Origin of the sequence: Pseudarthrobacter sp. NPDC080039 (genome assembly GCF_040702335.1) — a bacterium.
Lineage (GTDB): Bacteria > Actinomycetota > Actinomycetes > Actinomycetales > Micrococcaceae > Arthrobacter > Arthrobacter enclensis_A.
Window position 1 is genome coordinate 56,102 of sequence record NZ_JBFBKY010000011.1, and the last position, 22,960, is coordinate 79,061.

The window sequence follows — 22,960 nt, forward strand, 5'->3', positions numbered from 1 at the left end:
GAACCTGTGGGGATGGCTCTGCCGGTCAGCGTGCGGGGACAGCGGCGGGGGTCTGCCGCCCCTGGGCGACCAGGCTGGTGCCCAGGGCGTAGCTGTCACGCTTGGGCAGGACCTGGCGCCGCAGGTAGTCCTGGTTGGCGGCCGTGACGCTCAGGCCGTCTCCGCCGTAGTGCTCGGTGCAGATGACGCCCTGGAAACCGACGGAAAGGGCGAACTGGAACGCCTCTCGGTAGCTGATGAGGCCGGATTCCATGGGGGCCGGGATGGCGACGTAGTGGTCGCGGGCCTGGTCCTCATCGCGGATGTAGTTCTTCACGTGCCAGTAGTTGGAGTACGGCAGCGTCTTGTGTACCAGTTCGCGCCAGTCCTCGATGGGACGGTGCAGGCGGATCAGGTTGCCCAGGTCCGGGTTCAGCCCGACGTTGGGCAGATCGATGTCCTGGACCAGCTGCACGGAGGAGTCCCCCGTTCCCAGATAGGTGTCCTCATACATCTCCAGCGACACCAGGAGCCCGAGTTCAGCCGCGTGCTTGCCTACTTCGCGAATGCGGCTTACGGCGTTGTTCCACGCCTCCTTGTCCCCCACCGGGTCCTTGTGGCCCTCAACCGTCCAGAACCAGAGCTGCTTCTGCTGCTCCGGGGTGATGGCCTGGTGCAGTCCGATCGAGACAACCTCGCAGCCGAGCTGGGCTGCGGCCTCCAGGGTGCGGTGGGTGTAGGCGAGGTTCTCTTCCCAGCGGCCTTCTTCGATCACGCTGCGGCGGATGGCGGAGATGGAGGGAAGGCCAAGGCCGGCGGCGGTTGCGGCAGCCTTCAGCTCGTCAAGCCGGCTGCTGGAGAGGTCACCGGGGCGGACCCAGCTGTCGGTGAGGTCGGCATTGGTGAAACCGGCGTCAGCCACCTCCTCGAAGACCTGCTGCCAGTCGCTGGCGGGGGCCTGCTGGGCGGTTGTCCCATCGGCCCGGGTCCCCGGGAACTGCAGCAGGGCAGCGGCGATGGGCCAGTTTTCGGCGGTGTACGGCATTGTCACTCCAGATCTAGAATCGCATTTCCTATAGGATCTACGTTGCTTGCGGCCCATGTCAAGGGGTTGAGGGTACTTCCTGCCCTGATAAAGGGGCCAGCGGAAGGGTCGGGCCAGGGCCGGCAGTGCCCTGGCGTGCTGGTGCTAGCTGCGCACTTCGCTGTCGTGCTGCGAGCGCTGCTTGACGCCCTCAATGTGGTCGATCATCTTTTGTCGCGCCAGCTCGGCGTCGCCGGACTCGAAGGCCCTGAGGATCTCGGTGTGCTCGGCGATGGCGTAGTCGGCATCAGTGACGCCCAGCCCGCCGAAGAAACGGAAACGCTGGACCTGTCCGCCCAGGGCGTTGTAGGCGGACAGCAGGAACTGGTTATCGGCTGATTCGGCGATGAGCCGGTGAAACCGTTCGTCGGCTTCCCAATAGGCGCGGAACTCGGCAAAGGACGGACCCCGCGGGGCGGCCTTCAGGTCCTCGATGGCCTGCTCCAGCTGACCGGTCAGTTGCTGGTCCGCGTGCTTGCAGGCCATGAATGCGTTGGCGGGCTCGATGACCAGCCGAGCGTCCATCAGGTCGGCCAGCTCGTCAGGGGTGAACAGCGGTGCCACCCGGTAACCGCGCAGGGCCATCCTCCGGACCATCCCGGTGGCCTCCAGCCGGGCGAGGGCCTCGCGGACGGGCGTCGGGGAGACGTCCAGTTCCCTGGCCATCCCGTCAATGCTGACGGGAGTGCCGGCCTCCAGCCTGCCGTCCATCAGGGCAACAAGCAGCGCCTCATAGACGTGGTCGGCGAGGACCTGCCTGCTCACGCCGCCGGAGGCCTGGTTCTTGGTTGCCATGTAGAAATCCTATAGCCGGTATACGCGCCGGAACGCGAGTGTGAAGCCCCTCCCGGGTGCCGTGCGGCCGGTGAGCCGCACGGCACCTTGGGCGTGGCGTCCGTCAGGAAACCTGCAGCCCGCCGTTGATGTCGTAGGTAGCGGCAGTGATGTAGCCGGCATCCTCGCCCAGCAGGAACGCGATCAGCGCCGCCACTTCCTCCCGGGTACCCACCCGGCCCATCATGATTCCCTCGGACATTTGGGCTTTGCGCTCGTCGGTCAGAGTTCCGCCCATAATGTCGGTGTCGATGGGGCCCGGGGCGATGGCGTTCACGGTGATGTTGTGTTCACCCACTTCGCGGGCCAGGGCACGGGTGAAGCCGAGGATGCCGGCCTTGGAGGCGCTGTAGGCCACCTTGGAGTAGGTGCCACCGCCACGCTGGGCCGAGATGGAGGAGATGCTGACGATCCTCCCGAGTTCACGCTCGATCATCCCCTTGAGGACACGCTGCGATACGACGAACGTGCCGCGCATGTTGATGGCGAAGACCTTGTCCCATTCCGCCACGGTGGTTTCCATGAAGGGTGTGGGCGAACTGATCCCCGCAAGGTTCACCAGTCCGACGATCGGCGGAAGCGACTGCTCGATCTCCGTGATGGCGCGGTCTACGGATGCCTCGTCCGAGACATCCGCACCCACGCCAATTGCCTTAACCGCCCGGTTGGCGCCGATTTCTGCGGCAGCGGCTTTGGCGTCTTCCGCGTTGATATCGAGGATGGCGATGGACCAGCCTTCGCTGGCCAGGCGGTCGGCGGTGGCGCGGCCGATGCCGCGGGCCGAGGCCGCCCCTGTCAGGACCGCGGTGCGCTCTGCGGGGAAGGTGTGCTGTGTAGTCATTGCTTTGTCCTAGTGGGTTTCGGCGGCAGGAACGGTGGCTCCGGGTGCGGAGACGCCTTCGGGCCGCTTGCGTGCATAAAGGTAGGTTGCGGCTGCGGTGACCGCCAGGCAGGCGGCCAGGAAGACCAGGCCGGTCTGGCTGTTCCCCGTGGCGTCCTTGAGGATGCCCACGATGTAGGGCGCCACGAAGCCGCCCAGGTTGCCGAGGGAGTTGACCATGGCAAGGCCGGCTGCAGCTGCGGCACCGGTCAGGGCCGCGGAGGGCATGGCCAGGAAGGGCGCGATCGCGGAGTAGATTCCCATGGCCGCCAGGGTCAGGAAGACCATGGCGAGCACTGCGTTGACCGGAAGCAGGAAGCCGGCGCCCAGGAGGCCGACGGCGGCCAGCACCATGCTCATGCTGGCGTGCCAGACGCGGTTGCCGGTACGGTCGGAGCGCTTGCTCCAGAAGTAGACGAACACCGCAGCGATTGCGTAAGGGATGAAGACGATGAACCCCACCTGGGTTGAGTCGAACTTTCCAAGCGCCTTGACGATGGTGGGCAGCCAGAGGCCGAGGCCGTAGATGCCGCACACGAGGCCGAAGTACAGCGCCGAGTAGGCGATGGTGCGGGGGTCCTTCAGGCCTGCGAGGAAGTTGTGGTTCCCGGCCTTCTGCTTGTGGGCCAACTCCTCGCTCATGGTGGTGGACAGCCATTCGCGCTCTTCCGGCGTGAGCCACTTGGCGTGCTCGGGCCGGTCCGTCATGACAAACGGGGTAATGATGCCCAGCACGATCGCCGGGATGCCCTCAAGGATGTACAGCCACTGCCATCCATGCAGGCCGGCCACCCCCTCAAGATTCAGGAGCATGCCGGAGACGGGAGCACCCAGGGCGTTGGAGATGGGCTGGGCAAGGATGAAGATGCCCAGTACGGTGACGCGCTGCGCTGCCGGGAACCACAGGGTCAGGTAGAAGAGGATCGCAGGGAAGAAGCCGGCTTCTGCGGCGCCAAGGAGGAAGCGGATGACGTAGAAGGTGGCCTCGCCGTTCACCAGGAACATGGCCGTGGCAAAGATACCCCAGCTAATCAGGATGCGGGCGATCCACTTGCGGGCACCAAAGCGGTACATGCCGCCGTTGCTGGGGATTTCCAGCAGTGCATAGCCCAGGAAGAAGATGCCTGCGCCCAGTCCGTAGGCGGCTTCTGTGATGCCGATGTCGCCCTGCATGCCGAGCTTGGCGAAACCGACATTGTTCCGGTCAAGGTAGGCGACGAAGTACAGCAGGACGATCAGGGGCATGAGCCTCCGGCGGACCTTGCGGAGGGTTGTCTCGCCGAGCTCGCTGAGGACGGGGGCGGCGGCACGGGAGCTCATCGCTGGCCTCCGGCAGTGATGTGGGGACCCTCAAAAAGGGAATGCGCGCGCATGAAGACTCCTTTGGCTGGCGGCATTAGATGGGGATTTTGATATCAGATGTCTGATGTCTGACTGAGATTCTAGTCACAGCGCAGCGCGAGCGTCAACACAGGGGGTGGGGCGTCCCTCAGGAGGTCTGCCCTCGGAGCGCCGTGAGCCGACAGGGACGCGGCTCAGGCCGTTCAGCGGGCAGTGGCACCGGTACGGCTGGACATGGCAAGGAACTGCTCGTAGTCCTCGAAGGTCTGGGTGATATGGGCGTCCATGGCGGAGCGGGCCGTGGCAGGATCACCCGCTGCGATGGCCGCCAGGACCATTTTGTGGTGGTGGATGGCATGGCGCTGCACGTCCGGGAACGCGGAGGTCTCGCGCCGCATGGCATAAAGCAGGGTTGAGAGCTGGCCGAGCAGTGCGGGCACAAACGGGTTGCCGGAGGCGCGCAGCACCGTGTCGTGGAAGGCGATGTCGGCCACGGTCAGCGCATCGACGTCCCCGGCGTGGTGTGCCGCCTCCATTTGCTCGACACTCTCCTGCAGGGCGGTCAGGTCCGCCGGGCGATGACGCGAGGCGGCCAGTTCAGCTGCCCCGGTCTCCACCATGCGGCGGACCTCCAGCAACCGAAGGGCCACTTGGTCGGAAGCCACTCCCCTGGAGGCGGCGCGCATGATGGCATCCAGCCCGGTCCAGCGTTCAGGCGGATTGACGAACGTGCCCAGGCCGCGCTTCACGTACACAACGTCCTGGGCTTTCAGTACATTCATCGCCTCCCGGGCCGTCAGCCTGCTGACACCGGATTCCTTTGCGATGTCAGCCTCGGGCGGCAGGGCGTCGTCGGCCTTAATCTCGCCGCTCAGGATGTGCTCCAGCACCTTGTCCACGACGGCGTCGACCAGGGTGGGTCGCTTTGCTGCCATCGTCATTCCCCTGCCTGCGCGCCCACGGCGCCGTGATTTTCCTTCCCCAACATTACTCGACATGGTTGGGCCCACGCCGCCGGGCCGCCGTCGTGCTTTCAACGGTGGGTTAAACAACGAACGCGGGGCCACCCCGGCCCGTCCCATCGAATGGGCCGGAGGGGGTAACCCCGCGTTGCGCGGTCTCTCTCATAGCGCCGTTGTCAAAGGCGCGGTGTTGCTACAGGGCTGAGTAGACCTCACGGAGCAGCTTGGCGGTTTCAGACGGCGTCTTGCCAACCTTCACGCCGGCAGCCTCGAGGGCTTCCTTCTTGGCCTGGGCAGTACCGGCAGAGCCGGACACGATGGCGCCGGCGTGGCCCATGGTCTTGCCCTCGGGGGCCGTGAAGCCGGCCACGTAGCCGACGACCGGCTTGGTGACGTTGGCCTTGATGAAGTCGGCTGCGCGCTCTTCGGCGTCGCCGCCGATCTCGCCGATCATGACGATGGCCTTGGTCTCGGGGTCAGCCTCAAACGCGGCCAGGGCGTCAATGTGCGTGGTGCCGATGATGGGGTCGCCGCCGATGCCGATGGCGGTGGAGAACCCCAGGTCGCGCAGTTCGTACATCATCTGGTAGGTCAACGTGCCGGACTTGGAAACCAGACCAATGGGGCCCTTGCCGGTGATGTTGGCCGGAGTGATGCCGACCAGTGCCTCGCCTGGGGTGATGATGCCGGGGCAGTTCGGGCCGATGATGCGGGTGACCTGGTTGCCGTCGGCGTCCACCTTGGACTGGGCCAGGGCCCAGAATTCGGCGGAGTCCTGGACGGGAACGCCCTCGGTGATGACCACGACCAGGCCGATGCCGGCCTCGATGGCTTCGACAACGGCGTTCTTGGTGAATGCCGGCGGCACGAAAACGATGGAGACGTCGGCGCCGGTTTCAGCCATGGCTTCCTTGACGGTGCCGTAGACGTTGATTTCCTTATCGCCGTGCAGGACCGTGGTGCCGGCCTTGCGGGCGTTGACGCCGCCAACGATGTTGGTGCCGGCCTTGAGCATCAGGGCGGTGTGCTTGGTGCCTTCGCCGCCGGTGATGCCCTGGACGATGACCTTGGAGTCTTTGTTCAGATAAATAGACATGGTGCGTCCCTTTACTTCGCTGCGTTGGCGAGCTCGGCGGCCTTGTCGGCGCCCTCGTCCATGGTGGCGGCCAAGGTAACCAGCGGGTGGTTGGCCTCGTTGAGGATGCGGCGGCCTTCCTCGACGTTGTTGCCGTCGAGGCGGACTACCAGCGGCTTGTTGGCGGTGTGGCCCAGTTCGGCCAATGCGCCGACGATGCCCTTGGCGACGGCGTCGCACGCGGTGATGCCGCCGAAGACGTTGACGAACACGGACTTGACCTGCTCGTCGCCCAGGATGACGTCCAGGCCGGCGGCCATGACCTCGGCAGAGGCACCGCCGCCGATGTCCAGGAAGTTGGCGGGCTTGACGTTGCCGTGGTTTTCCCCAGCGTAGGCAACGACGTCCAGGGTGGACATGACCAGGCCTGCACCGTTGCCGATGATGCCCACTTCGCCGTCGAGCTTGACGTAGTTGAGGTCCTGCGCCTTTGCCTTGGCCTCAAGTGGGTCTGCAGCGTCCTTGTCCTCGAGCTGCGCGTGCTTGGCGTGGCGGAAGTCGGCGTTCTCGTCCAGGGAGACCTTGCCGTCCAGTGCCACGATGTCACCGGCGCCGGTCTTGACCAGCGGGTTGACCTCTACCAGGGTGGCGTCTTCCTTCTTGAAGACGTCCCAGAGCTTGAGGATCACGGCGGCGACCTTGCCGCGCAGTTCCTCGGCGAAGCCGGCAGCTGCGACGATTTCGTCGGCCTTGGCCTGGTCGATGCCCACGGCGGGGTCGATGGCGATCTTGGCCAGCGCTTCGGGGCGTTCGACGGCGAGCTGTTCGATTTCCATGCCGCCCTCAACCGAGCACATGGCCAGGTAGTTGCGGTTGGCCCGGTCCAGCAGGACGGAGAAGTAGTATTCCTCGGCGATGTCCGCACCCTGGGCAATCATCACCTTTTTGACGGTGTGGCCCTTGATGTCCATGCCCAGGATGTTGGAGGCGTGCTCAAACGCCTCATCGGCGGACTTTGCGACCTTGACGCCGCCGGCCTTGCCGCGGCCGCCTACCTTGACCTGCGCCTTGACAACGGTAACGCCGCCGATCTTCTCGGCAGCTGCCTTTGCTTCTTCTGGGGTGTACGCCACGATGCCGGCAAGCACGGGTACACCGTGCGCCTCGAACATATCGCGCGCCTGGTATTCAAACAGGTCCACGGTTTAGTGTCCTTCTACGTCGAAGTAGTTTCTGTACAGTCGGACACCATCTGGAAGACGATGACCGGGCTGCGGATTGCACGCACCGGCGGCCTGTTGGAAACGAGCCACGCGGCGTAATGCTCCATGGGGAACTCTAGTCCTTTGGAGGGACCGGCCCGTCCCAGAGTACCGCTTATGTGAGTAAGCACACTATTCTATGGATCGTAGAAAAACCGCGGATTTACGGGGTTTTTGGGGCCTCCGGCCGTGTATTCCGGCTGCTCCCTGCGGGGCCCTGGATCAGTTCGTAACGTTCGGGGGAAACAAAGAACCCCACGCCGGCGGAGACATTTCCGCACGCCACACCGCCGTTGTAGGCAGAACAGCGAAGGCCGTTGCGTTCCAGGTTCTGGCCGTCCTCGAGGACCGGCAACTGGGCCAGCGGGCCAGCATTGCCTCCCTTCGGTCCGTACGCTGCCTCCATGCTTGTGACGCCCGAGCGGCATTCGCCGTAACGTGCAGCGTCCGGCGACAGCAGGGCCACGCCGCCCAGGTAGCCAAGGTGGGTTCCTGCGCAGTCGTCCTTGACGTCGCCGGGCTGGGGGGCCGGGTAGGTGGCCAGCTCACAGTGGGCCACCGGGACGATGGGCAATTTGTTGTTGGCGGCGTCGCTGTAGCGGTTCTGTTCATACGGCAGGTTCAGGTGTTCCCCCCGGGACGAGGTGAGTGAGCAGGCGATGGTCCGGTCCGGGGTGATGAAGGACAGGACGTCGGTGCCGCTGGAAAAGGCCTTCGCGTCGGCAAGGGGCGCTTGTTCCAACTGCTGCATAGGCGGAAGGGGTGGAGGGGGAACGTAGGAAGGGTCCTTGGTGGTCACGCTGCACCCCGTGGCCGAGGCAAGGAAAAGGGCGGCGAGCATCCCCCATACAGTCCGTCGCATGGCCTCCATTATGCCCGGCTCCGGTCACCAAAAACGCCGTGGGCGGCGCAACCGCCGGTGGCCCCGCGGGGGTGGGCCACCAGCCCCGCTCAGGCGTCGAGCTTGGTCAGTGGCGCGTAGCGCAGCAGCAGGCGCTTTTCCCCGACCTCGAACTTGACCTTGGCAACCGTCTTGTCCCCTGCCCCTTCAAGGGCCAGGACGGTGCCATTGCCAAAGCTCGTGTGGTTGACCTTGTCCCCCACGCTGACGGCGATGATTTCCTTTTGCGGCTGTACCCGGTTTTTCGCGATGAAGGCAGGGACGTCGGCGTTGAAGCCTGCGGAGGAATCCGCCGCAGCACCCCGTGAGGTGCCGGCACCCCAGAAGGAGCCGCTGTAGCGGCCTGATCCAATGGAGCCGCCGCCTCCCCACGACTGCCGGCTGGTCCCTTCCCGCTTCCATTCCAGGAGCTCGGCGGGAATTTCCTCCAGGAACTGGCTCGCGGGGTTGTACTGGCTCTGTCCCCACATGCTGCGCACCTCTGACCGGGTCACGTACAGCCGCTTCCGGGCACGGGTGAGGCCGACGTACGCGAGCCGGCGTTCCTCGGCCAGTTCCTTGGGGTCGGTGGCGGAACGCTGGTGCGGGAACAGCCCGTGCTCCATGCCGGTGAGGAAAACTACCGGGAATTCCAGGCCCTTTGCCGTGTGCAGGGTCATCAGGGTCACCACGCCCAGGCGCTTGGCTTCGGCTACTGCTTCATCGATGTCCGCACCGGGGGCGTCGGGGATTTGGTCAGCATCCGCCACCAGGGACACCTGTTCCAGGAACGCGGCCAGCGACCCTTCTGGGTTTTCCTGCTCGTACTCCCGCACCACGGCCACGAGCTCGGCCAGGTTCTCCACGCGGGACTCGTCCTGGGGATCGGTGCTGGAGCGCAGGGCAGCGAGATAGCCGGTCTGTTCCAGGACCGCCTCGAGTGCCGCGGCGGCACCCGACCCGGCGGCTACCTCGGCAAGGTCGTCCAGCATCTTCACGAAGCCCAGCACGGCGTTAACGGAACGGGTGGCCATTCCGGGGGCCTGGTCGGCGCGGCGTGCCGCGGCCATGAAGGACGTCCGCTCACGCTCAGCCAGGGCAGCAACGGCCCCCTCGGCGCGTTCGCCGATGCCTCGCTTTGGCTCATTCAGCACCCGGCGAAGGTTGACGTCGTCGTCAGGATTGACCAGCACGCGCAGGTACGCAAGGGCATCCTTGATTTCCTTGCGCTCGTAGAAGCGGGTGCCGCCAACAACCTTGTAAGGCAGGCCCACGCGAACCAGGACGTCCTCGATGGAGCGGGACTGGGCGTTGGTCCGGTAGAAGATGGCGACGTCGCCCGGACGCAGGTTCTCCTCGTCCTGGAGCCGGTCGATTTCCTTGGCAATGAACTGTGCTTCGTCGTGCTCGTTCTCGCCCACGTACCCGATGATCTTGTGGCCTTCGCCTTCGGCGGTCCACAGCCGTTTTTCGGGCCGGTTGGGGTTGCGCGAGATTACTGAGTTGGCAGCGCTCAGGATGTTCTGGGTGGAACGGTAGTTCTGCTCGAGCTTGATGGTGCGGGCTTCGGGGTAATCCTTTTCGAACTCCACGATGTTGCGGATGTCCGCGCCGCGGAAGGCGTAGATGGACTGGTCCGAGTCGCCAACCACGGTGAGCTCGGAGGCTCCGGGCCCTTCGCCCACGATTTCGCGGACCAGGGCGTACTGGGCGTGGTTGGTGTCCTGGTATTCGTCCACCAGGACGTGGCGGAAGCGGCGGCGGTAGGACTCAGCCAATGCCGGGAAGGCCCGGAACATGTAGACGGTCTCGGCGATGAGGTCGTCGAAGTCCATGGCGTTGGCCTGGCGAAGGCGCTGCGTGTAGCCCTTGTACACGTCTGCCACGGCGTGTTCGAAGGGGTCGTTGTAGTTGGCCGCCGAGGCAAAGGAGTCGGCGTCAATGAGTTCGTTCTTCAACGCGGAAATCTTGTGCTGGATGGCCTTGGGCGCGAACTTCTTGGGGTCCAGGTCCAGTGCCTTGGACACCTGGGTGACAAGGCGCAGGGAGTCCGCCGAGTCATAGATTGAGAAGTTGGACTTCAGCCCGACGTTCGCGGCTTCCTGGCGCAGGATCCGCACGCAGGAAGAGTGGAACGTTGAGATCCACATGATCTTGGCCCGCCCGCCCACCAGGGCTTCAATGCGCTCCCGCATCTCGGCAGCCGCTTTGTTGGTGAAGGTGATGGCCAGGATCTCGCCATGGTGGGCCCGGCCGGTGGCGATCAGGTACGCGATCCGGTTGCTGAGTACCCGCGTTTTGCCTGAACCGGCCCCGGCAACGATCAGCAGGGCAGAGCCGGCGTGTTTAACCGCTTCCTCCTGCTGGGGGTTCAATCCCTCCAGCAACTGGGCAGCATCAGGGCGGCGGTGCCCATGGTGGCCGCCGCCGGCGTGCTGGTTGCCGCCGTTCCGGTTGGACTCCTGCCAGCCGCCGGACTGGTGCTGACCATCAACGCCCGGAACCCGCATTCCGCCCGGGCCGGCCGTGGTGGCGACGCCCTCAGGCCCCGTCCTGGTGCGGGCGGTGGCGGCCGGAGCGGCCTTGAACGGTCCGTCAGAGTACGGGTCAAACAACATATCCATGGTGCCTACAAGTCTAGGCGGTGGGACCGACAACGCCTTCCAGCCTGTGGATTACTCCCGCTGCCCGGGCAGCTGGCTCAGCCCACCGAGCCGGACTGGAGGGCTGCCCGCAACTCGCGCACCGCCGTCGTTCCGCCGGCGATGAACCACTCCAGCCCGTTGACGCGCACGGTGTCCACAGCGCCCCCGGCCGCCCGGACGATGGCCTTGCCAGGCAGCCAGTCCCATTCCGGGCAGCTGTGCTGGAACCAACACCCCAGCTGCCCCTCCGCCACGCGGCCCAGGTCGCAGGAACCGGACCCCAGCATGCGAAGGGAGGCTGCGGACGTGGCCGCCGCGTGCCAGGGCATGGCGCACATGGGGTCCATCAGCCAGGTGGGGTGGATGTAGGTTGCCGCCCCCAGCTCGGAGACATTCGTGGCGTTGCGCCTGCCACCATCGTCGCTGAAGGACGTCAGCGCTTCACCGTTGAGGGTGGCTGCCCTGTCCCGTCCGCCCAGCCACAGTTTGTTTTCCTCGGGCTGGAAGACAGCGCCCAGCAGTACGTCCCCGTGGTCCTTGAGGGCTATGGCTGAACACCAGTATGTGGAGCCGTGCAGGAAGTTGTAGGTGCCATCCACCGGGTCAATCACCCAGGTGCGGCCGCTGGTGCCCTGGACGGAGGCGCCCTCCTCGCCCAGGATGCCGTCCTCCGGCCGGCAGCGGCGCAGCTGCTCCAGCACGTAGGCCTCGGCGGCGTGGTCGGCCGCGGTCACCACATCGGAGACGGAGGTCTTTTGTTCCGATTCCAGGCCGGCCATGCGCATGAGCAGCGCCAACTGTCCGGCTTCGCGGACCAGCGCCGCCGCCAGTTCGTAGTCGTCCAATGAGGGGTCAAGAACAGCTGCGCTGTGTCGGCCAGTGGTCATGGGTTCAGTTTATGGGGCGGGATAATGGTGCCATGGCCAAAACCCCTGCCCAGCGGATCAAGAAGCACGGCGCCAATGCGGTTGTGCCGCAGCACCATCTGCCACCGGTGGTCAACCCCACCACGGCGCGCACGCCCGAGAAGGCGCAAGCCAACAGCAACCTGATCGTGATCGCCGGCGTGGTGGCGAGCCTGTTCCTGTTCTGGTACCTGCACCTGCTGACCCTGAACCAGATGACCCAGCTCTCCCAGGATATGGCCATGCCGGATTCGCTGGTGGGCGGTTTCGACACCGGTTACATCGGCCGGCTGCAGGGCGTCATGAACGCCGATGCCCTGGGCCAGCTGGGCTACGTCCACAAGACCGCCGGGACCCTTTTCCCGCTGATCTTCGGCTTTACGTGGCTGCTGCTCATCGGCACCAACGTGGCGCGGAAGGCACTGCGGTGGGCATTGTGGGCTGCGCCCATGCTGTTCGTGGTGGTCCGCCTGTGGGGCAACGTGGCCATTGATGCCATGATGGGCACGCCAGGTCCCGACGCCGGGCAGGTCGCTTTGGCATCCGGCCTTACCGTTGCCGGCTGGGTACTTTTGGTGCTGAGCCTCGTGGCCGGCGCCGTGGCAGTGTTCCTCAGCAGAAGGAACAGGAAACAGCACTAGCCGGCGGTTGCCCGTGCGGAGGCCGCTGCCTCGCGCCGTTGCTTCCGGTGCCGGTGCACGCGCTGCGCAATGACCAGCCCGGCGGCGGCCATTCCCACCGTTACCGGATAACCCATCAGCCGTTCCAGCGTCCCTGGTTCCGGCACCCTCATGTGGGTCAGGCCTCCCGTGGTGAGCGCCGCCAGCGAGACGCCGCCGCACACCAGCAGGAACCAGGCCATCCCGGTCTTCCGCAGCCAGAGGATACCCAGGACCACCAATGCCGCCCCGCCGGCAGCGAAGTACATTACGGCGCCCGCGTAGTGCCACGGGGAGCCGGCGTCTTCCGGCACCAGTCCCACCACCACGGTTCCAACCCCGGCGGCTCCGGTGAGCAGGCGGACCGCGGCGGCCGCCAGCCACGGCTTCCTGCGGCTCCAGTCCACCCGGGTGCCGGGCCGGGCGGCCACGCGCAGCAGTCCCGAGGTCAGCAGTATCGCCCCCACCAGCAGGCCCAGGCCCTGGACCACGAACGAGGCGTTCATCAGCCAGTTCAACGGCGAGCAGACGTCCCGGCCCAAGTAGATCCCGCAACGGAGTGCACCCAGGTCACTGATGTATCCGGTACGCAGGTCGTAGGGGCGGGGGCCGGCCCATGCCATAGCCACCACAGCTTCCGCCAGGAAATACTGCAGGACGCTCAAAACTGCCCACGCACCGATGTAATGCCGGGTGGACGCAACGTTCGGGATGAAGGCAACGGCAGGAGCGGCACCAGGGGCTGGACTCATGCCTTGAGCGTAGTACGGCCCGGCACCTTGTATGCTTGTAACCGTGTCCGGACGGACCGGCCCAGCCGAACCACCGGATGCCCGCCCTCGTAGCTCAGTGGATAGAGCACGGCTCTCCTAAAGCCGGTGTCGTTGGTTCGATTCCAATCGAGGGCACTTGAACTCCAGTTCCCCGGAGCCCGACCTCCGCGCCTACCTGCTGGGCAGCCACCGGACCACCGCCCCCGGCGCAGCGGGCCGCTGGCGGGTGGAACGGGACCTGCTGGACAGGTCGGACGGCACCCGCGGCACCTTTTCCGGCGTCGTGCTTTTCACTCCAATGGACGACGACGGCCTGTTCCTTCGCGAGGAAGGCACCATGCGCTGGCCTTCCTTCACCGGCCCCGCCACGCGTGAGTATGTCCTTGGGCCCACAGCGCGGTCCGACGCGCTGGACGTGTTCTTTCCCGACGGCAGGGCATTTCACCGCATGAGCTTCACCACCGAGGCGAGCAACGACACTCACTGGTGCGACCCCGACACCTACCGCGTGACCTACACGTACCAGTCACACGACCGGTTCAGCTACAGCTGGGATGTCACCGGTCCCCGCAAGGACCTGTTGCTGGTCTCGCACCTGGAAAGGATCTCCCCGTGAAGGACCGGATCGTGGTGTCCGCCGTCTGCGTGTTCGATGACGCCGGACGCCTCCTGACCGTGAGGAAACGCGGTACGGGCATGTTCATGCATCCCGGCGGCAAACCCGAACCCGGCGAGACGGCCATCCAGGCCGCCGCACGTGAGCTCGCCGAAGAAGTGGGCATCGTGGTCCAACCGGAGGATCTTGAACTCATGGGGGTCTGGATCGCGGACGCCGCCAACGAGGCCGCCACCGACATCGAAGCCACTGTGTTCCGCGCCCCGGGCACGTGGCGGGCCAGCCCGGCGGCCGAGATCGCCGAGATCCGCTGGCTGGACATCAGGCGTCATGGCGGCGGCCAGGCCCTCCCCCGGGACCTGGCGCCGCTGCTGACGGACCACATCCTGCCCCTGCTGGCGGCCGCCCCCATGGAACTGACGGACTAGAACCCCGGAATTAGAACTCCGGGACGGCTTCCTGCGCCACGGCCGTGGCCTCGGCAAACTGCGTCTGGTACAGCTCGGCGTAGCGGCCGCCGGCGGCCAGCAGTTCGGTGTGGGTGCCGCGTTCCACGATTTGGCCGCCCTCCACCACCAGGATGGCGTCGGCCGCGCGGACGGTGGACAGCCGGTGCGCAATCACGACGGCGGTACGCCCCTCGAGTGCGGCGCCCAGGGCTGCCTGCACGGCGGCTTCGTTCGTGGAGTCAAGCGCGGCAGTGGCCTCATCGAGAATGACCACCCGCGGCTGGGCAATAAGGAGCCGGGCGATGGTCAGGCGCTGGCGTTCGCCGCCGGAAAGCCGGTAGCCGCGCTCCCCCACCACTGTCTCCAGGCCGTCCGGCAGGGACCTGATCATGGTCTCCAGCCGGGCCTGGCGGAGGACGTCCCACATGTCGTCGTCCGTGGCGTCGGGCCGGGCCAGCCGAAGGTTGGAGGCGATGGTTTCGTGGAACAGGTGGCCGTCCTGGGTGACCATGCCCAGGGTGTCCCGCAGCGAGTCGAAGGTAGTGTCCCGGACGTCCAGCCCCGTCCCCGGCACGGTGCCGCCGAGCCGCACGGCGCCCGAGTCGACGTCGTAAAGCCTCGACAGCAGCTGGGCAATGGTCGACTTACCGGCGCCGGAGGAGCCCACCAGGGCCACCGTCTGTCCTGGTTCCACCCGGAAGCTGACGCCATGCAGCACTTCCTCGCCGCCCCTGGTGTCAAGGGTCGAAACCTCTTCCAGGGATGCCAAGGAGACCTTGTCCGCGGAGGGGTAGGCGAACCGGACGTTGTCGAACTCCACGGACACGGGCCCGGCAGGAACGGGCACGGCGTCCGGCTTCTGCTGGATCAGCGGTTTCAGGTCCAGGATCTCAAAGACCCGTTCAAAACTGACCAGCGCGCTCATGACTTCAACGCGGGCGTTGGACAGGGCAGTGAGCGGGGCATAGAGCCGTGTCAGCAGCAGCGCCAGGACCACCACGTCCCCGGGCGCGAGCTGGCCGCCCAGGGCGAGCCAGCCGCCCAGTCCGTAGACCAGCGCGAGCGCGAGCGCGGACACCAGGGTCAGGGCGGTAACGAACGTGAACTGCAGCATGGCCATGCGGACGCCGATGTCGCGGACGCGGCCCGCGCGGGCAGCGAACTCGCGGGATTCCTCATCCGGGCGGCCGAACAGCTTCACCAGCGTGGCGCCGGGCGCGGAGAACCGCTCCGTCATCTGGGTGCCCATGGCGGCGTTGTGCGCAGCGGCTTCGCGGCGCAGGTCCGCCAGTTTGGAGCCCATGCGGCGGGCCGGGATCAGGAAGATCGGCAGCAGGACCATGGCCAGAACGGTGACCAGCCAGGACTTATTGAGCATCACGACCAGGGTCAGGGCCAGCGCCACGGAGTTGCTCACCACGCCGGAGAGCGTGCCGGCAAAGGCGGACTGCGCTCCGATGACGTCGTTGTTGAGGCGGCTGACCAAGGCTCCAGTCCGGGTGCGGGTGAAGAAGGCAATGGGCATTCGCTGCACGTGGTCGAACACCCGGGTGCGCAGGTCCACGATGACGCCTTCGCCGATGGTCGAGGACAGCCAGCGGGTCAACAGCCCCACTCCCGCTTCGCCCACCGCCACGATGGCGATCAGCACCGCCAGCCAGATCACGGTACCGGCATCTGTCTTGGCGATGATGGCGTCAACCACCTGGCCGGCAAGCACCGGGGTGGCGACGGCCAGGAAGGCCGCGGCGACGGAGGAAAGCACGAAGGCGATGAGCTTTCCCCGATGCGGGGCGGCAAAGGCGAGCACCCGTTTCAGGGTTTCCTTGGAAAACGGCTTGGAAGCGCTCTTTGCGGTGCTGATGTTGTAGAGCGAGCTCCAGGCCACGCGGTCCATGCTCATGGTTACTTCTCCTGGCTTGCAGTGTGGTGGAGTTCCTGGACGTTCCCGCTATCCAGGTGCCACCGGTAGTCGAGTCGGACGTTTTCCAGCAGCCGGCGGTCGTGGGTGACCAGCAGCAGGGCTCCGTCGTAGCTTTCAAGGGCCTCTTCCAGCTGCTCGATGGCGGGCAGGTCGAGGTGGTTGGTGGGTTCGTCCAGTACCAGCAGGTTCACGCCCCGTGCCTGGAGCAGCGCAAGGGCCGCCCGCGTCCGTTCCCCCGGCGACAGCGAGTCCACAGTCCTTGAAGTGTGATCCGCCTTGAGGCCGAACTTGGCCAGGAGTGTGCGCACGTCGGCACTGTTCCAGTCCGGCAGCACCGCTTCGACGGCCTCGCCCAGCGGCAGCCCCCCGTCCAGCAGGCCGCGGGCCTGGTCAATCTCGCCGACGGCGACAGAGGCACCCATGGAGGCATCGCCGTCGTCCGGTGCCTGGGTTCCCAGCAGCAGGCGCAGGAGGGTGGATTTGCCGGCCCCGTTCGGGCCGGTGATGCCCACCCGCTCACCGCCGTTGAGCTGCAGGTTGACCGGCCCCAGCGTGAAACCGCCCTGGCGTGCCACCGCATTGCGCAAAGTGGCGACGACGGCACTGGAGCGCGGCGCCTGGCCGATGCTGAACTGGAGCTGCCATTCCTTCCGGGGCTCCTCCACTACGTCCAGCCGGGCGATGCGGGATTCCATTTGCCGGACCTTCTGCGCCTGCTTCTCCGAGGACTCCGTACTGGCCGCGCGCCGGATCTTGTCGTTGTCCGGGTTCTTCTTCATGGCGTTCCTGACGCCCTGCGAGCTCCACTCCCGCTGGGTCCGCGCCCGGGACACCAGGTCTGCCTTGGTGGCCGCAAACTCCTCGTACTTCTCGCGGGCGTGCCTACGCGCCACGGCGCGTTCCTCCAGGAAGGCGTCGTAGCCGCCGTCGTAGACGGCCACGCTGTTCTGCGCAAGGTCCAGCTCGACCACCCGGGTCACGCAGCGGGCAAGGAACTCGCGGTCATGGCTGACCAGCACCACTCCGCCGCGCAGCCCCGTCACGAAGTTCTCCAGAGTGGCGAGGCCGGCCAGGTCGAGGTCGTTGGTGGGCTCATCCAGCAGGACGACGTCGAAGCGGCTCAGCAGCAGGGCGGCCAGTGCCACGCGGGCCGCCTGGCCGCCGGAAAGCCCTGTCATCAGCGCATCCGGGCCGGCGTCCAGGCCCAGCTCCGCGAGCACCGCCGGGATCCGGTCGTCCAGGTCGGGGGCACCGGAGGCCATCCAGCGGTCAAAGGCACGGGCGTAGGCGTCGTCAGCGCCCGGAGCCCCGGACCCCAAAGCCTCAGCGGTGGACTCCATCTCGCGGGTTGCTTCAATGCAGCCGGTCCGGCGGGAGATGTAGGCGGCTACGGTCTCCCCCGGGACACGCTCGTGCTCCTGGGGCAGCCAGCCGACAAAAGCGTCCGAGGGGGCGAGGCTGACCGACCCTTCGTGTGGCTGGTCCACGCCGGCAAGGAGGCGCAGCAGTGTGGACTTTCCGGCACCGTTGGCGCCGACAACGCCCACCACGTCGCCCGGGGCCACCGTCAGCGAGAGCCTGGAAAAAAGCGTGCGGTGGCCGTGGCCTCCGGAGATGTCCTTGGCAACAAGGGTTGCAGTCATCGAATTCGTCCTTTCGCCGCTGCCCGGGCAGCCTTTGACGGCCGGCAGAGGCGGCAAAAACCGGACCGCGGCGCCGCTTGGGCTGCAGGACATAGAAGAACCCGCTGGTCCGGACTTGGGGGGTGTACGGACCAGCGGGCTCGACCATCAACTATAGACGACTGCGGACTGTCAGCAAAATCCGTGGCACGGCGCGCACCCCCGGCCACGGTAAAATCAGTCACACCCCTCCCGTCCCGCAGAGAGTCCTCCATGACCCTTTCCGCCAAGGCGTTCCAGCGCTGGCTGCAAAGCATCGCCCCCGATGCCAGCACCGCCGATGTCTGCCGGATCTCCGGGATCAAACGGACCACGCTGGCCCAGCAGCTGGTCCGGGGCAAGGTGTCCGTGAGCACGGTGGTGAGCATCAGCCGCGCTTACAAAATCAATCCCGTCGCCGCGCTTGCCGGGTTTGACGCCTACAGGGTCCTTGCAGGGCCGGCTCGTCCCCCCACCAGGAATGAACTGGTAAGCCAGATCTCCACGGCGGACCTCCTGCGCGCGCTGCTTGTCCGGCCAGCCATGGATGCGGTGCACTCAGCGGAGGCACCCGCGCTCACCCCTGCCCCCCACGCCACCTCGGTGAAGAACTGGGTGGACGCGATAGACGACGGCGAGGTGCGGCACCGGGTGTCGGCCGCCACGGGGGTAGCCCCGCAAAACTATTCCGCCCAGTTAACTGCCAACAGGCTCTCCCCCGAGCTTGCGGTGGCTACCGCGCTGGCGGCCGGGGTGGGCCCGGCGGGCGGCCTGGTGGCAACCGGGGTCATAACGGAGGAGGAGGCCGGGTGGCCTCCTGGAGCGAGGCAGGCAGCCCTCGACAGCCTCTCCGACGGAGAGCTCGTGGCACTTGCCGGGGAGAGGCTTCAATCATTGGGGAAAGTGCTGCGCCGCCAGGAGCAGGACCAAGCGCAGACTGAGAAGATTTGGGAGAACCTGGGATGATCGAGATACTTCAGTGGAGCACGCTGGCGATATGCGCCCTTGTCGCAGCTGCCCGCATTCCCAGCACCCTCCGGGGGGAGAACCGTTCCCTATTCGGCATTTTCTCCTTGATGACCCTTGCGATCCTGCTGAGCATCCAGGGGCCTTACGTGGTGATCGACCAGGCCATGGGCGGGATCAACCTGGCCAACCTGCTGCTCCGCTTCGTGATCTTTGGGGCCATCTTCTTCCTGGGCGTCCGCATTTCCAGGGGCTTCGGGGCTGACAGCGCCCACCGGCTCATCACCGGGAAGGCCGGGATGGTGGTCCTGGTCGCCGTCTCGGTTGTCATGGTGGCGCTGTTCTTCATGATGGACACTGCCGGGTCCTCCGCCGGACTGGTGGCCATCTCCGGGAAGGATGCCCGCCATTTCGCGCTCGTTGAGTACTATGGCGCCGCCGGCCGTGCCTACCCGGCCTACGTTGCCCTGGCCCTGCTGCCGTCCATGGTGCGGGCAGTCCGCGACAGGCTCCCCGTGCTCGTGCGCATCGCCGCTGCCCTGCTGGCCCTGGGCGGAATTGCCGTGGCCCTTACGCTGCTGTTTCCGGTCATCCCACCCTCGCTTGGCTCGATTGAGTTCATCATCAACTACACGGCCATCCTGTGCTTTGTCATTGGACTGGCCCTGATCTGGGCCGCAAGGGTGGTCAACGGACGCAGTGCGGCCCGGCGCAGGACATCTACCGAAACGTAACCTTCTCCGGCTTTCACAAAATCATTAGAATGTGAAACAATCATGAATGTGTGAAGGCGGGGCTGCCCGGCGTTTTCGAACGGGGATAAATTCTGGAATGCCGTAGCCCCGGGGGCCTTTGCACACATTGGGGGGATGAGTGGTGGCGGATCGTTGGGGAACCGCCCCCACTCAGCCTGTTTAAGCCCCTTTTCAGTCTCAGCCAGCCCACCGACCCACCGCCCCGGTTACGTCCTGGCGAACCGCAGGGTGACCAGCTGGAACGGGCGGAGCGTAAGCTCGGCGCTGTTGGCCGCGGTCACAAGTCCGGGAGTTTCGGCAGGGCGCTCCAAAAGATCTGTGGCCACAACATCCTGAACCGGGAAGTTGGCCGTGATGGTTCCGGCGGAGCGCTGCCCCAAGGACTCGTAGAGGCGGACCACCACGTCATCTGAACCGTCCTGGGCCAGTTTCACTGCCTCGACCACTATGGCGGGGTTATCGACAGAGAACAGCGGTTGCACCGCCGAGGAGCCTTGGACCAGCCGGGGTTGAAGGTTGGTCCGGTACCCTTCCTGGACGGCACCGGCAATATCGGCACCCGGCCGGACGGCCACCGTCAGCTCATGGCGGCCGCGGTCGGCGTCCGGGTCGGGGTACTTTGGCGCCCGCAACAGGGACAGGCGCACCATGGTGGTGGTCCCGCCGTCGGCGTCCCTGGTGCTCCTGGCCACGTCGTGGCCATACGTGGACGAATTGGACACCGCCACGCCGTAGCCGGCCTCGCCCACGTGGATCCACCGGTGGGCGCAGATTTCAAACTTCGCCGCCTCCCAGGAGGTATTGGTGTGCGTGGGCCGGAAGACGTGGCCGAACTGCGTTTCGGCAGCCGACCGGTCTGCCCGGACGTCCAGGGCGAAGCCAAGCTTCAGCAGCTTCTCGCGCTCCTGCCAGTCCACGGATGTGGTGATCTCCAGGGACGGGCTGCCGGGGGCCAGGGTGATGCGCTGGGTCAGCGGCGACGTGCCGGCCATCCGCTCCACCACCACTACGGCGCTCCCGCCGTCACCGGCGCTGCGGACAGACTCCGCGTGGACCAGCGGCGTGACGTTGCGCCGATAGAACTCATCGATGTCCCAGGCATCCCATTCATTGGGGGTGTCCCGGTGCAGTTCCAGGAGGTTGCCGCGCTGTCCCGGGGCGATTGCCTCGCGGCCGCTGGCGTAATCGCGCAGGGAGGAGATGAGCCCGTCAGCGTCCACAATGGCCCGGATGATCCCGTTATCCAGGATGTAGCCGCCGTCATGCGGGAGGGCCTCCGCCGGTTCCGCGTGCGGCTGTGGCTCCCCTGCCGCCAGCGCAGCGACACCGTCCCTGGCGTGCGGGGCGGCGTTGAGCAGGAACGTCCGGTCACCGGAGCCCAGCATGGCAGCGGCTGCCCGGCTGATCAGTGCCTCCAGGGCTGCCGCGATGGCCTGGTAGTTGCGCTCGGCGTCCTGGTGGACCCAGGCGATGGAGCTGCCCGGAAGGATGTCATGGAACTGCTGCAGCAGCACCAACTGCCAAAGACGCCTGAGCTCCGAGTAGGGGTACTCGAAGGTGCCACCGGTTCGGACGGCTGCCGTGGCGCACCACAGCTCCGCTTCGCGCAGCAGGTGCTCGCTGCGCCGGTTGCCCTTCTTGGTGCGGGCCTGGCTGGTGTAGGTTCCGCGGTGCAGCTCCAGGTACATTTCGCCCACCCAGACCGGAAGGCCCGGATAGTCTTCCTCGGCCTGCAGGAAGAAACTCTCCGCTGAACCGATGCGGACCTTCGGGGATCCTTCAAGGTCGGCGGTGCGGGCGGCTGCCGCAAGCATTTCGCGGGTGGGGCCGCCGCCGCCGTCGCCGTAGCCGAACGGCACCAGTGACACGGTGCCGCGGCCGTGGTCCCGGTAGTTTCGTTCGGCATGGGCCAGGTCCTTGCCGCTGAGGTCGGAGTTGTAGGTGTCCACCGGAGGGAAGTGGGTGAACAGCCGGGTGCCGTCGATCCCCTCCCAGTTGAAGGTGTGGTGCGGCATCCTGTTGGTCTGGTTCCAGGAGATCTTCTGCGTGAGGAACCACCGGCTGCCAGCAGCCTTGACGATTTGGGGCAGCGCCGCACTGTAGCCGAATGAGTCCGGAAGCCACGCCTCCCTGCACTCGACGCCGAACTCGGCCAGGAAGAAGCCCTTGCCTTCCACGAACTGCCTGGCCATGGCTTCACCCCCGGGCATGTTGGTGTCCGACTCCACCCACATGCCGCCCACTGGAACAAACTGGCCCGTCCGCACCTTGTCCCGGATCCGGCTGAAGAGTTCCGGGTACAGCTCCTTGATCCAGGCCAACTGCTGGGCGGAGGAACAGGAAAAGACAAAGTCCGGGTCCTCGTCCATCAGCGCCACTACGTTGGAAAAAGTCCTGGCGCATTTGCGGACGGTTTCCCGCACCGGCCACAGCCAGGCGGAGTCAATGTGCGCATGCCCGGTGGCAACCAGTTGATGCGCCGATGCATATGCGGGCCTGGCGAGGACCCCGGCGAGCGCCTGGCGTCCTGCCGCGGCGGTCCCTGCGACGTCGTCGGGATCCATGACATCCATCATGCGTTCCAGGGCCCGGAGGATCTCATGGCGGCGGGGAAGTTCCAGCGGGAGTTGTTCCATGAGGCCGGCCAGCGTCCAGATGTCCTGCTGAAGTTCCCACACGCACTGGTTCAGCTCAGCAATGGCGATGGTTCCCAGCCGGTACTGCGGCGCTCCCCCGGCGGTCGCTTTGTCACCCAACGGGGTGGCGGCAAAAGTCCAGCCCTGCGCCATATCAGGGTTTGCTGCCGCCTCGACGTAAAAGTCCACTGCCATGCCGCTGCCCAACAGTTTCAGCGGGATGTACTGGTTGCGCGGCGAGATTGCCTTGATGATGCTGCCGTCAGGCCGCCACGCTATCCCTTCGCACTGGAATCCGGGCGCCTCGGTGGTGAACCCCAGGTCCACCACCACTTCCACCGTGGTGTCCGGGCCGCCCCAGGACTCGGGTACCTCCCCTTGCAGCCGCAGCCAGGTGGTGCCCCAAGGCCGCCCCCAGGGGGCACCGTGCTCCTGCGGCCGGAACTCCTGCCGCATCGCTTCCAGTGCAGGAACCGGTTCGTCAGGGACTTCCCAACTGCTCAGGTCAAGCGGGACCGACCTGCTGTACACGGCGGGATCGATGCGCTCGCGCACAAACCTTGCCAGCCGGACTTCCGTGATCCTGCGGTCGTCATGCAATATTTGTCCTCTTTAACCTTGAGACTGGATCATCGCGTCCATTCGATGGACAAATCTACCCGCTGGAAGCACCG

Annotated in this window: 19 protein-coding genes and 1 tRNA gene; 6 read left to right on the plus strand and 14 right to left on the minus strand. The window is 66.1% G+C overall.

The genetic code is table 11. The features are described 5' to 3' along the window. Nucleotides 1-25 precede the first annotated feature (25 nt). The 10 genes from AB0313_RS13395 to AB0313_RS13440 form a co-directional block, all read right to left on the minus strand. A complete protein-coding gene (locus tag AB0313_RS13395) occupies nucleotides 26-1,024 on the minus strand; it encodes a sugar phosphate isomerase/epimerase family protein (protein WP_141943449.1) in 999 nt (332 codons plus the stop codon). A gap of 144 nt (nucleotides 1,025-1,168) precedes the next feature. After that, nucleotides 1,169-1,858, minus strand: a complete 690-nt coding sequence (locus AB0313_RS13400) for a GntR family transcriptional regulator (protein WP_141943451.1) — start codon at nucleotides 1,856-1,858, stop codon at nucleotides 1,169-1,171. A gap of 103 nt (nucleotides 1,859-1,961) precedes the next feature. Then, entirely contained in the window at nucleotides 1,962-2,738 is a 777-nt protein-coding gene (locus tag AB0313_RS13405; RefSeq protein WP_141943453.1) for an SDR family NAD(P)-dependent oxidoreductase, read from the minus strand. A 9-nt stretch (nucleotides 2,739-2,747) separates the two neighbouring features. Continuing rightward, nucleotides 2,748-4,097, minus strand: coding sequence for an MFS transporter (locus AB0313_RS13410; RefSeq protein ID WP_366306062.1), 1,350 nt, complete (start codon nucleotides 4,095-4,097; stop codon nucleotides 2,748-2,750). A 224-nt stretch (nucleotides 4,098-4,321) separates the two neighbouring features. Then, on the minus strand, nucleotides 4,322-5,053 hold the full coding sequence (locus AB0313_RS13415; protein WP_366306105.1) for a FadR/GntR family transcriptional regulator: 732 nt from the start codon (nucleotides 5,051-5,053) through the stop codon (nucleotides 4,322-4,324). Between the two features lie 220 nt (nucleotides 5,054-5,273). Then, the gene (gene sucD, locus AB0313_RS13420) at nucleotides 5,274-6,176 is read right to left on the minus strand and encodes a succinate--CoA ligase subunit alpha (RefSeq protein WP_236801197.1); all 903 of its coding nucleotides are present in this window, start codon (nucleotides 6,174-6,176) and stop codon (nucleotides 5,274-5,276) included. 11 nt (nucleotides 6,177-6,187) lie between these two features. Further along, entirely contained in the window at nucleotides 6,188-7,357 is a 1,170-nt protein-coding gene (sucC, locus tag AB0313_RS13425; RefSeq protein WP_141943460.1) for an ADP-forming succinate--CoA ligase subunit beta, read from the minus strand. A gap of 223 nt (nucleotides 7,358-7,580) precedes the next feature. Further along, complete coding sequence (locus AB0313_RS13430; RefSeq protein WP_366306107.1) at nucleotides 7,581-8,258, minus strand: hypothetical protein; 678 nt, start codon at nucleotides 8,256-8,258, stop codon at nucleotides 7,581-7,583. A gap of 110 nt (nucleotides 8,259-8,368) precedes the next feature. Beyond that, entirely contained in the window at nucleotides 8,369-10,921 is a 2,553-nt protein-coding gene (pcrA, locus tag AB0313_RS13435) for a DNA helicase PcrA (protein WP_366306065.1), read from the minus strand. A 77-nt stretch (nucleotides 10,922-10,998) separates the two neighbouring features. After that, nucleotides 10,999-11,829 carry an inositol monophosphatase family protein gene (locus AB0313_RS13440; RefSeq protein ID WP_141943465.1) on the minus strand — a complete coding sequence of 277 codons (831 nt, stop codon included), beginning with the start codon at nucleotides 11,827-11,829 and terminating at the stop codon, nucleotides 10,999-11,001. Nucleotides 11,830-11,861: 32 nt separating this feature from the next. On the opposite strand from AB0313_RS13440, the gene AB0313_RS13445 reads away from it, so the two are divergent. Next, nucleotides 11,862-12,488 (plus strand): hypothetical protein, encoded by a 627-nt coding sequence (locus tag AB0313_RS13445; protein ID WP_366306067.1) that lies wholly within the window; start codon nucleotides 11,862-11,864, stop codon nucleotides 12,486-12,488. Here the strand turns inward: AB0313_RS13445 and AB0313_RS13450 are convergent. After that, nucleotides 12,485-13,258 carry a DUF998 domain-containing protein gene (locus tag AB0313_RS13450; RefSeq protein ID WP_141943468.1) on the minus strand — a complete coding sequence of 258 codons (774 nt, stop codon included), beginning with the start codon at nucleotides 13,256-13,258 and terminating at the stop codon, nucleotides 12,485-12,487. The genes AB0313_RS13445 and AB0313_RS13450 overlap by 4 nt on opposite strands. An 83-nt stretch (nucleotides 13,259-13,341) precedes the next feature. Here AB0313_RS13450 and AB0313_RS13455 point away from each other — a divergent pair. From AB0313_RS13455 to AB0313_RS13465, 3 genes are all read left to right on the plus strand, one after another. Continuing rightward, nucleotides 13,342-13,414: transfer RNA gene (locus AB0313_RS13455), tRNA-Arg, on the plus strand. Nucleotide 13,415: 1 nt separating this feature from the next. Then, nucleotides 13,416-13,895 (plus strand): DUF6314 family protein, encoded by a 480-nt coding sequence (locus AB0313_RS13460; protein ID WP_366306069.1) that lies wholly within the window; start codon nucleotides 13,416-13,418, stop codon nucleotides 13,893-13,895. Continuing rightward, nucleotides 13,892-14,323: an NUDIX domain-containing protein gene (locus tag AB0313_RS13465; protein ID WP_141943470.1), complete on the plus strand. Its 432-nt coding sequence runs from the start codon at nucleotides 13,892-13,894 to the stop codon at nucleotides 14,321-14,323. Before AB0313_RS13460 ends, AB0313_RS13465 begins: the two co-directional genes overlap by 4 nt. 10 nt (nucleotides 14,324-14,333) lie before the next feature. On the opposite strand, the gene AB0313_RS13470 is transcribed toward AB0313_RS13465, so the two are convergent. Then, entirely contained in the window at nucleotides 14,334-16,247 is a 1,914-nt protein-coding gene (locus AB0313_RS13470) for an ABC transporter ATP-binding protein (protein ID WP_141943472.1), read from the minus strand. Nucleotides 16,248-16,249: 2 nt separating this feature from the next. Beyond that, nucleotides 16,250-17,911 carry an ABC-F family ATP-binding cassette domain-containing protein gene (locus AB0313_RS13475; protein ID WP_366306072.1) on the minus strand — a complete coding sequence of 554 codons (1,662 nt, stop codon included), beginning with the start codon at nucleotides 17,909-17,911 and terminating at the stop codon, nucleotides 16,250-16,252. Nucleotides 17,912-18,163: 252 nt separating this feature from the next. Here AB0313_RS13475 and AB0313_RS13480 point away from each other — a divergent pair, with 252 nt between their 5' ends. Continuing rightward, a complete protein-coding gene (locus tag AB0313_RS13480) occupies nucleotides 18,164-18,895 on the plus strand; it encodes a hypothetical protein (protein ID WP_366306074.1) in 732 nt (243 codons plus the stop codon). Then, nucleotides 18,892-19,629, plus strand: coding sequence for a hypothetical protein (locus AB0313_RS13485; RefSeq protein WP_141943478.1), 738 nt, complete (start codon nucleotides 18,892-18,894; stop codon nucleotides 19,627-19,629). Before AB0313_RS13480 ends, AB0313_RS13485 begins: the two co-directional genes overlap by 4 nt. Before the next feature lie 227 nt (nucleotides 19,630-19,856). On the opposite strand, the gene AB0313_RS13490 is transcribed toward AB0313_RS13485, so the two are convergent. Further along, on the minus strand, nucleotides 19,857-22,886 hold the full coding sequence (locus tag AB0313_RS13490; protein WP_366306076.1) for a glycoside hydrolase family 38 C-terminal domain-containing protein: 3,030 nt from the start codon (nucleotides 22,884-22,886) through the stop codon (nucleotides 19,857-19,859). Nucleotides 22,887-22,960 lie beyond the last annotated feature (74 nt).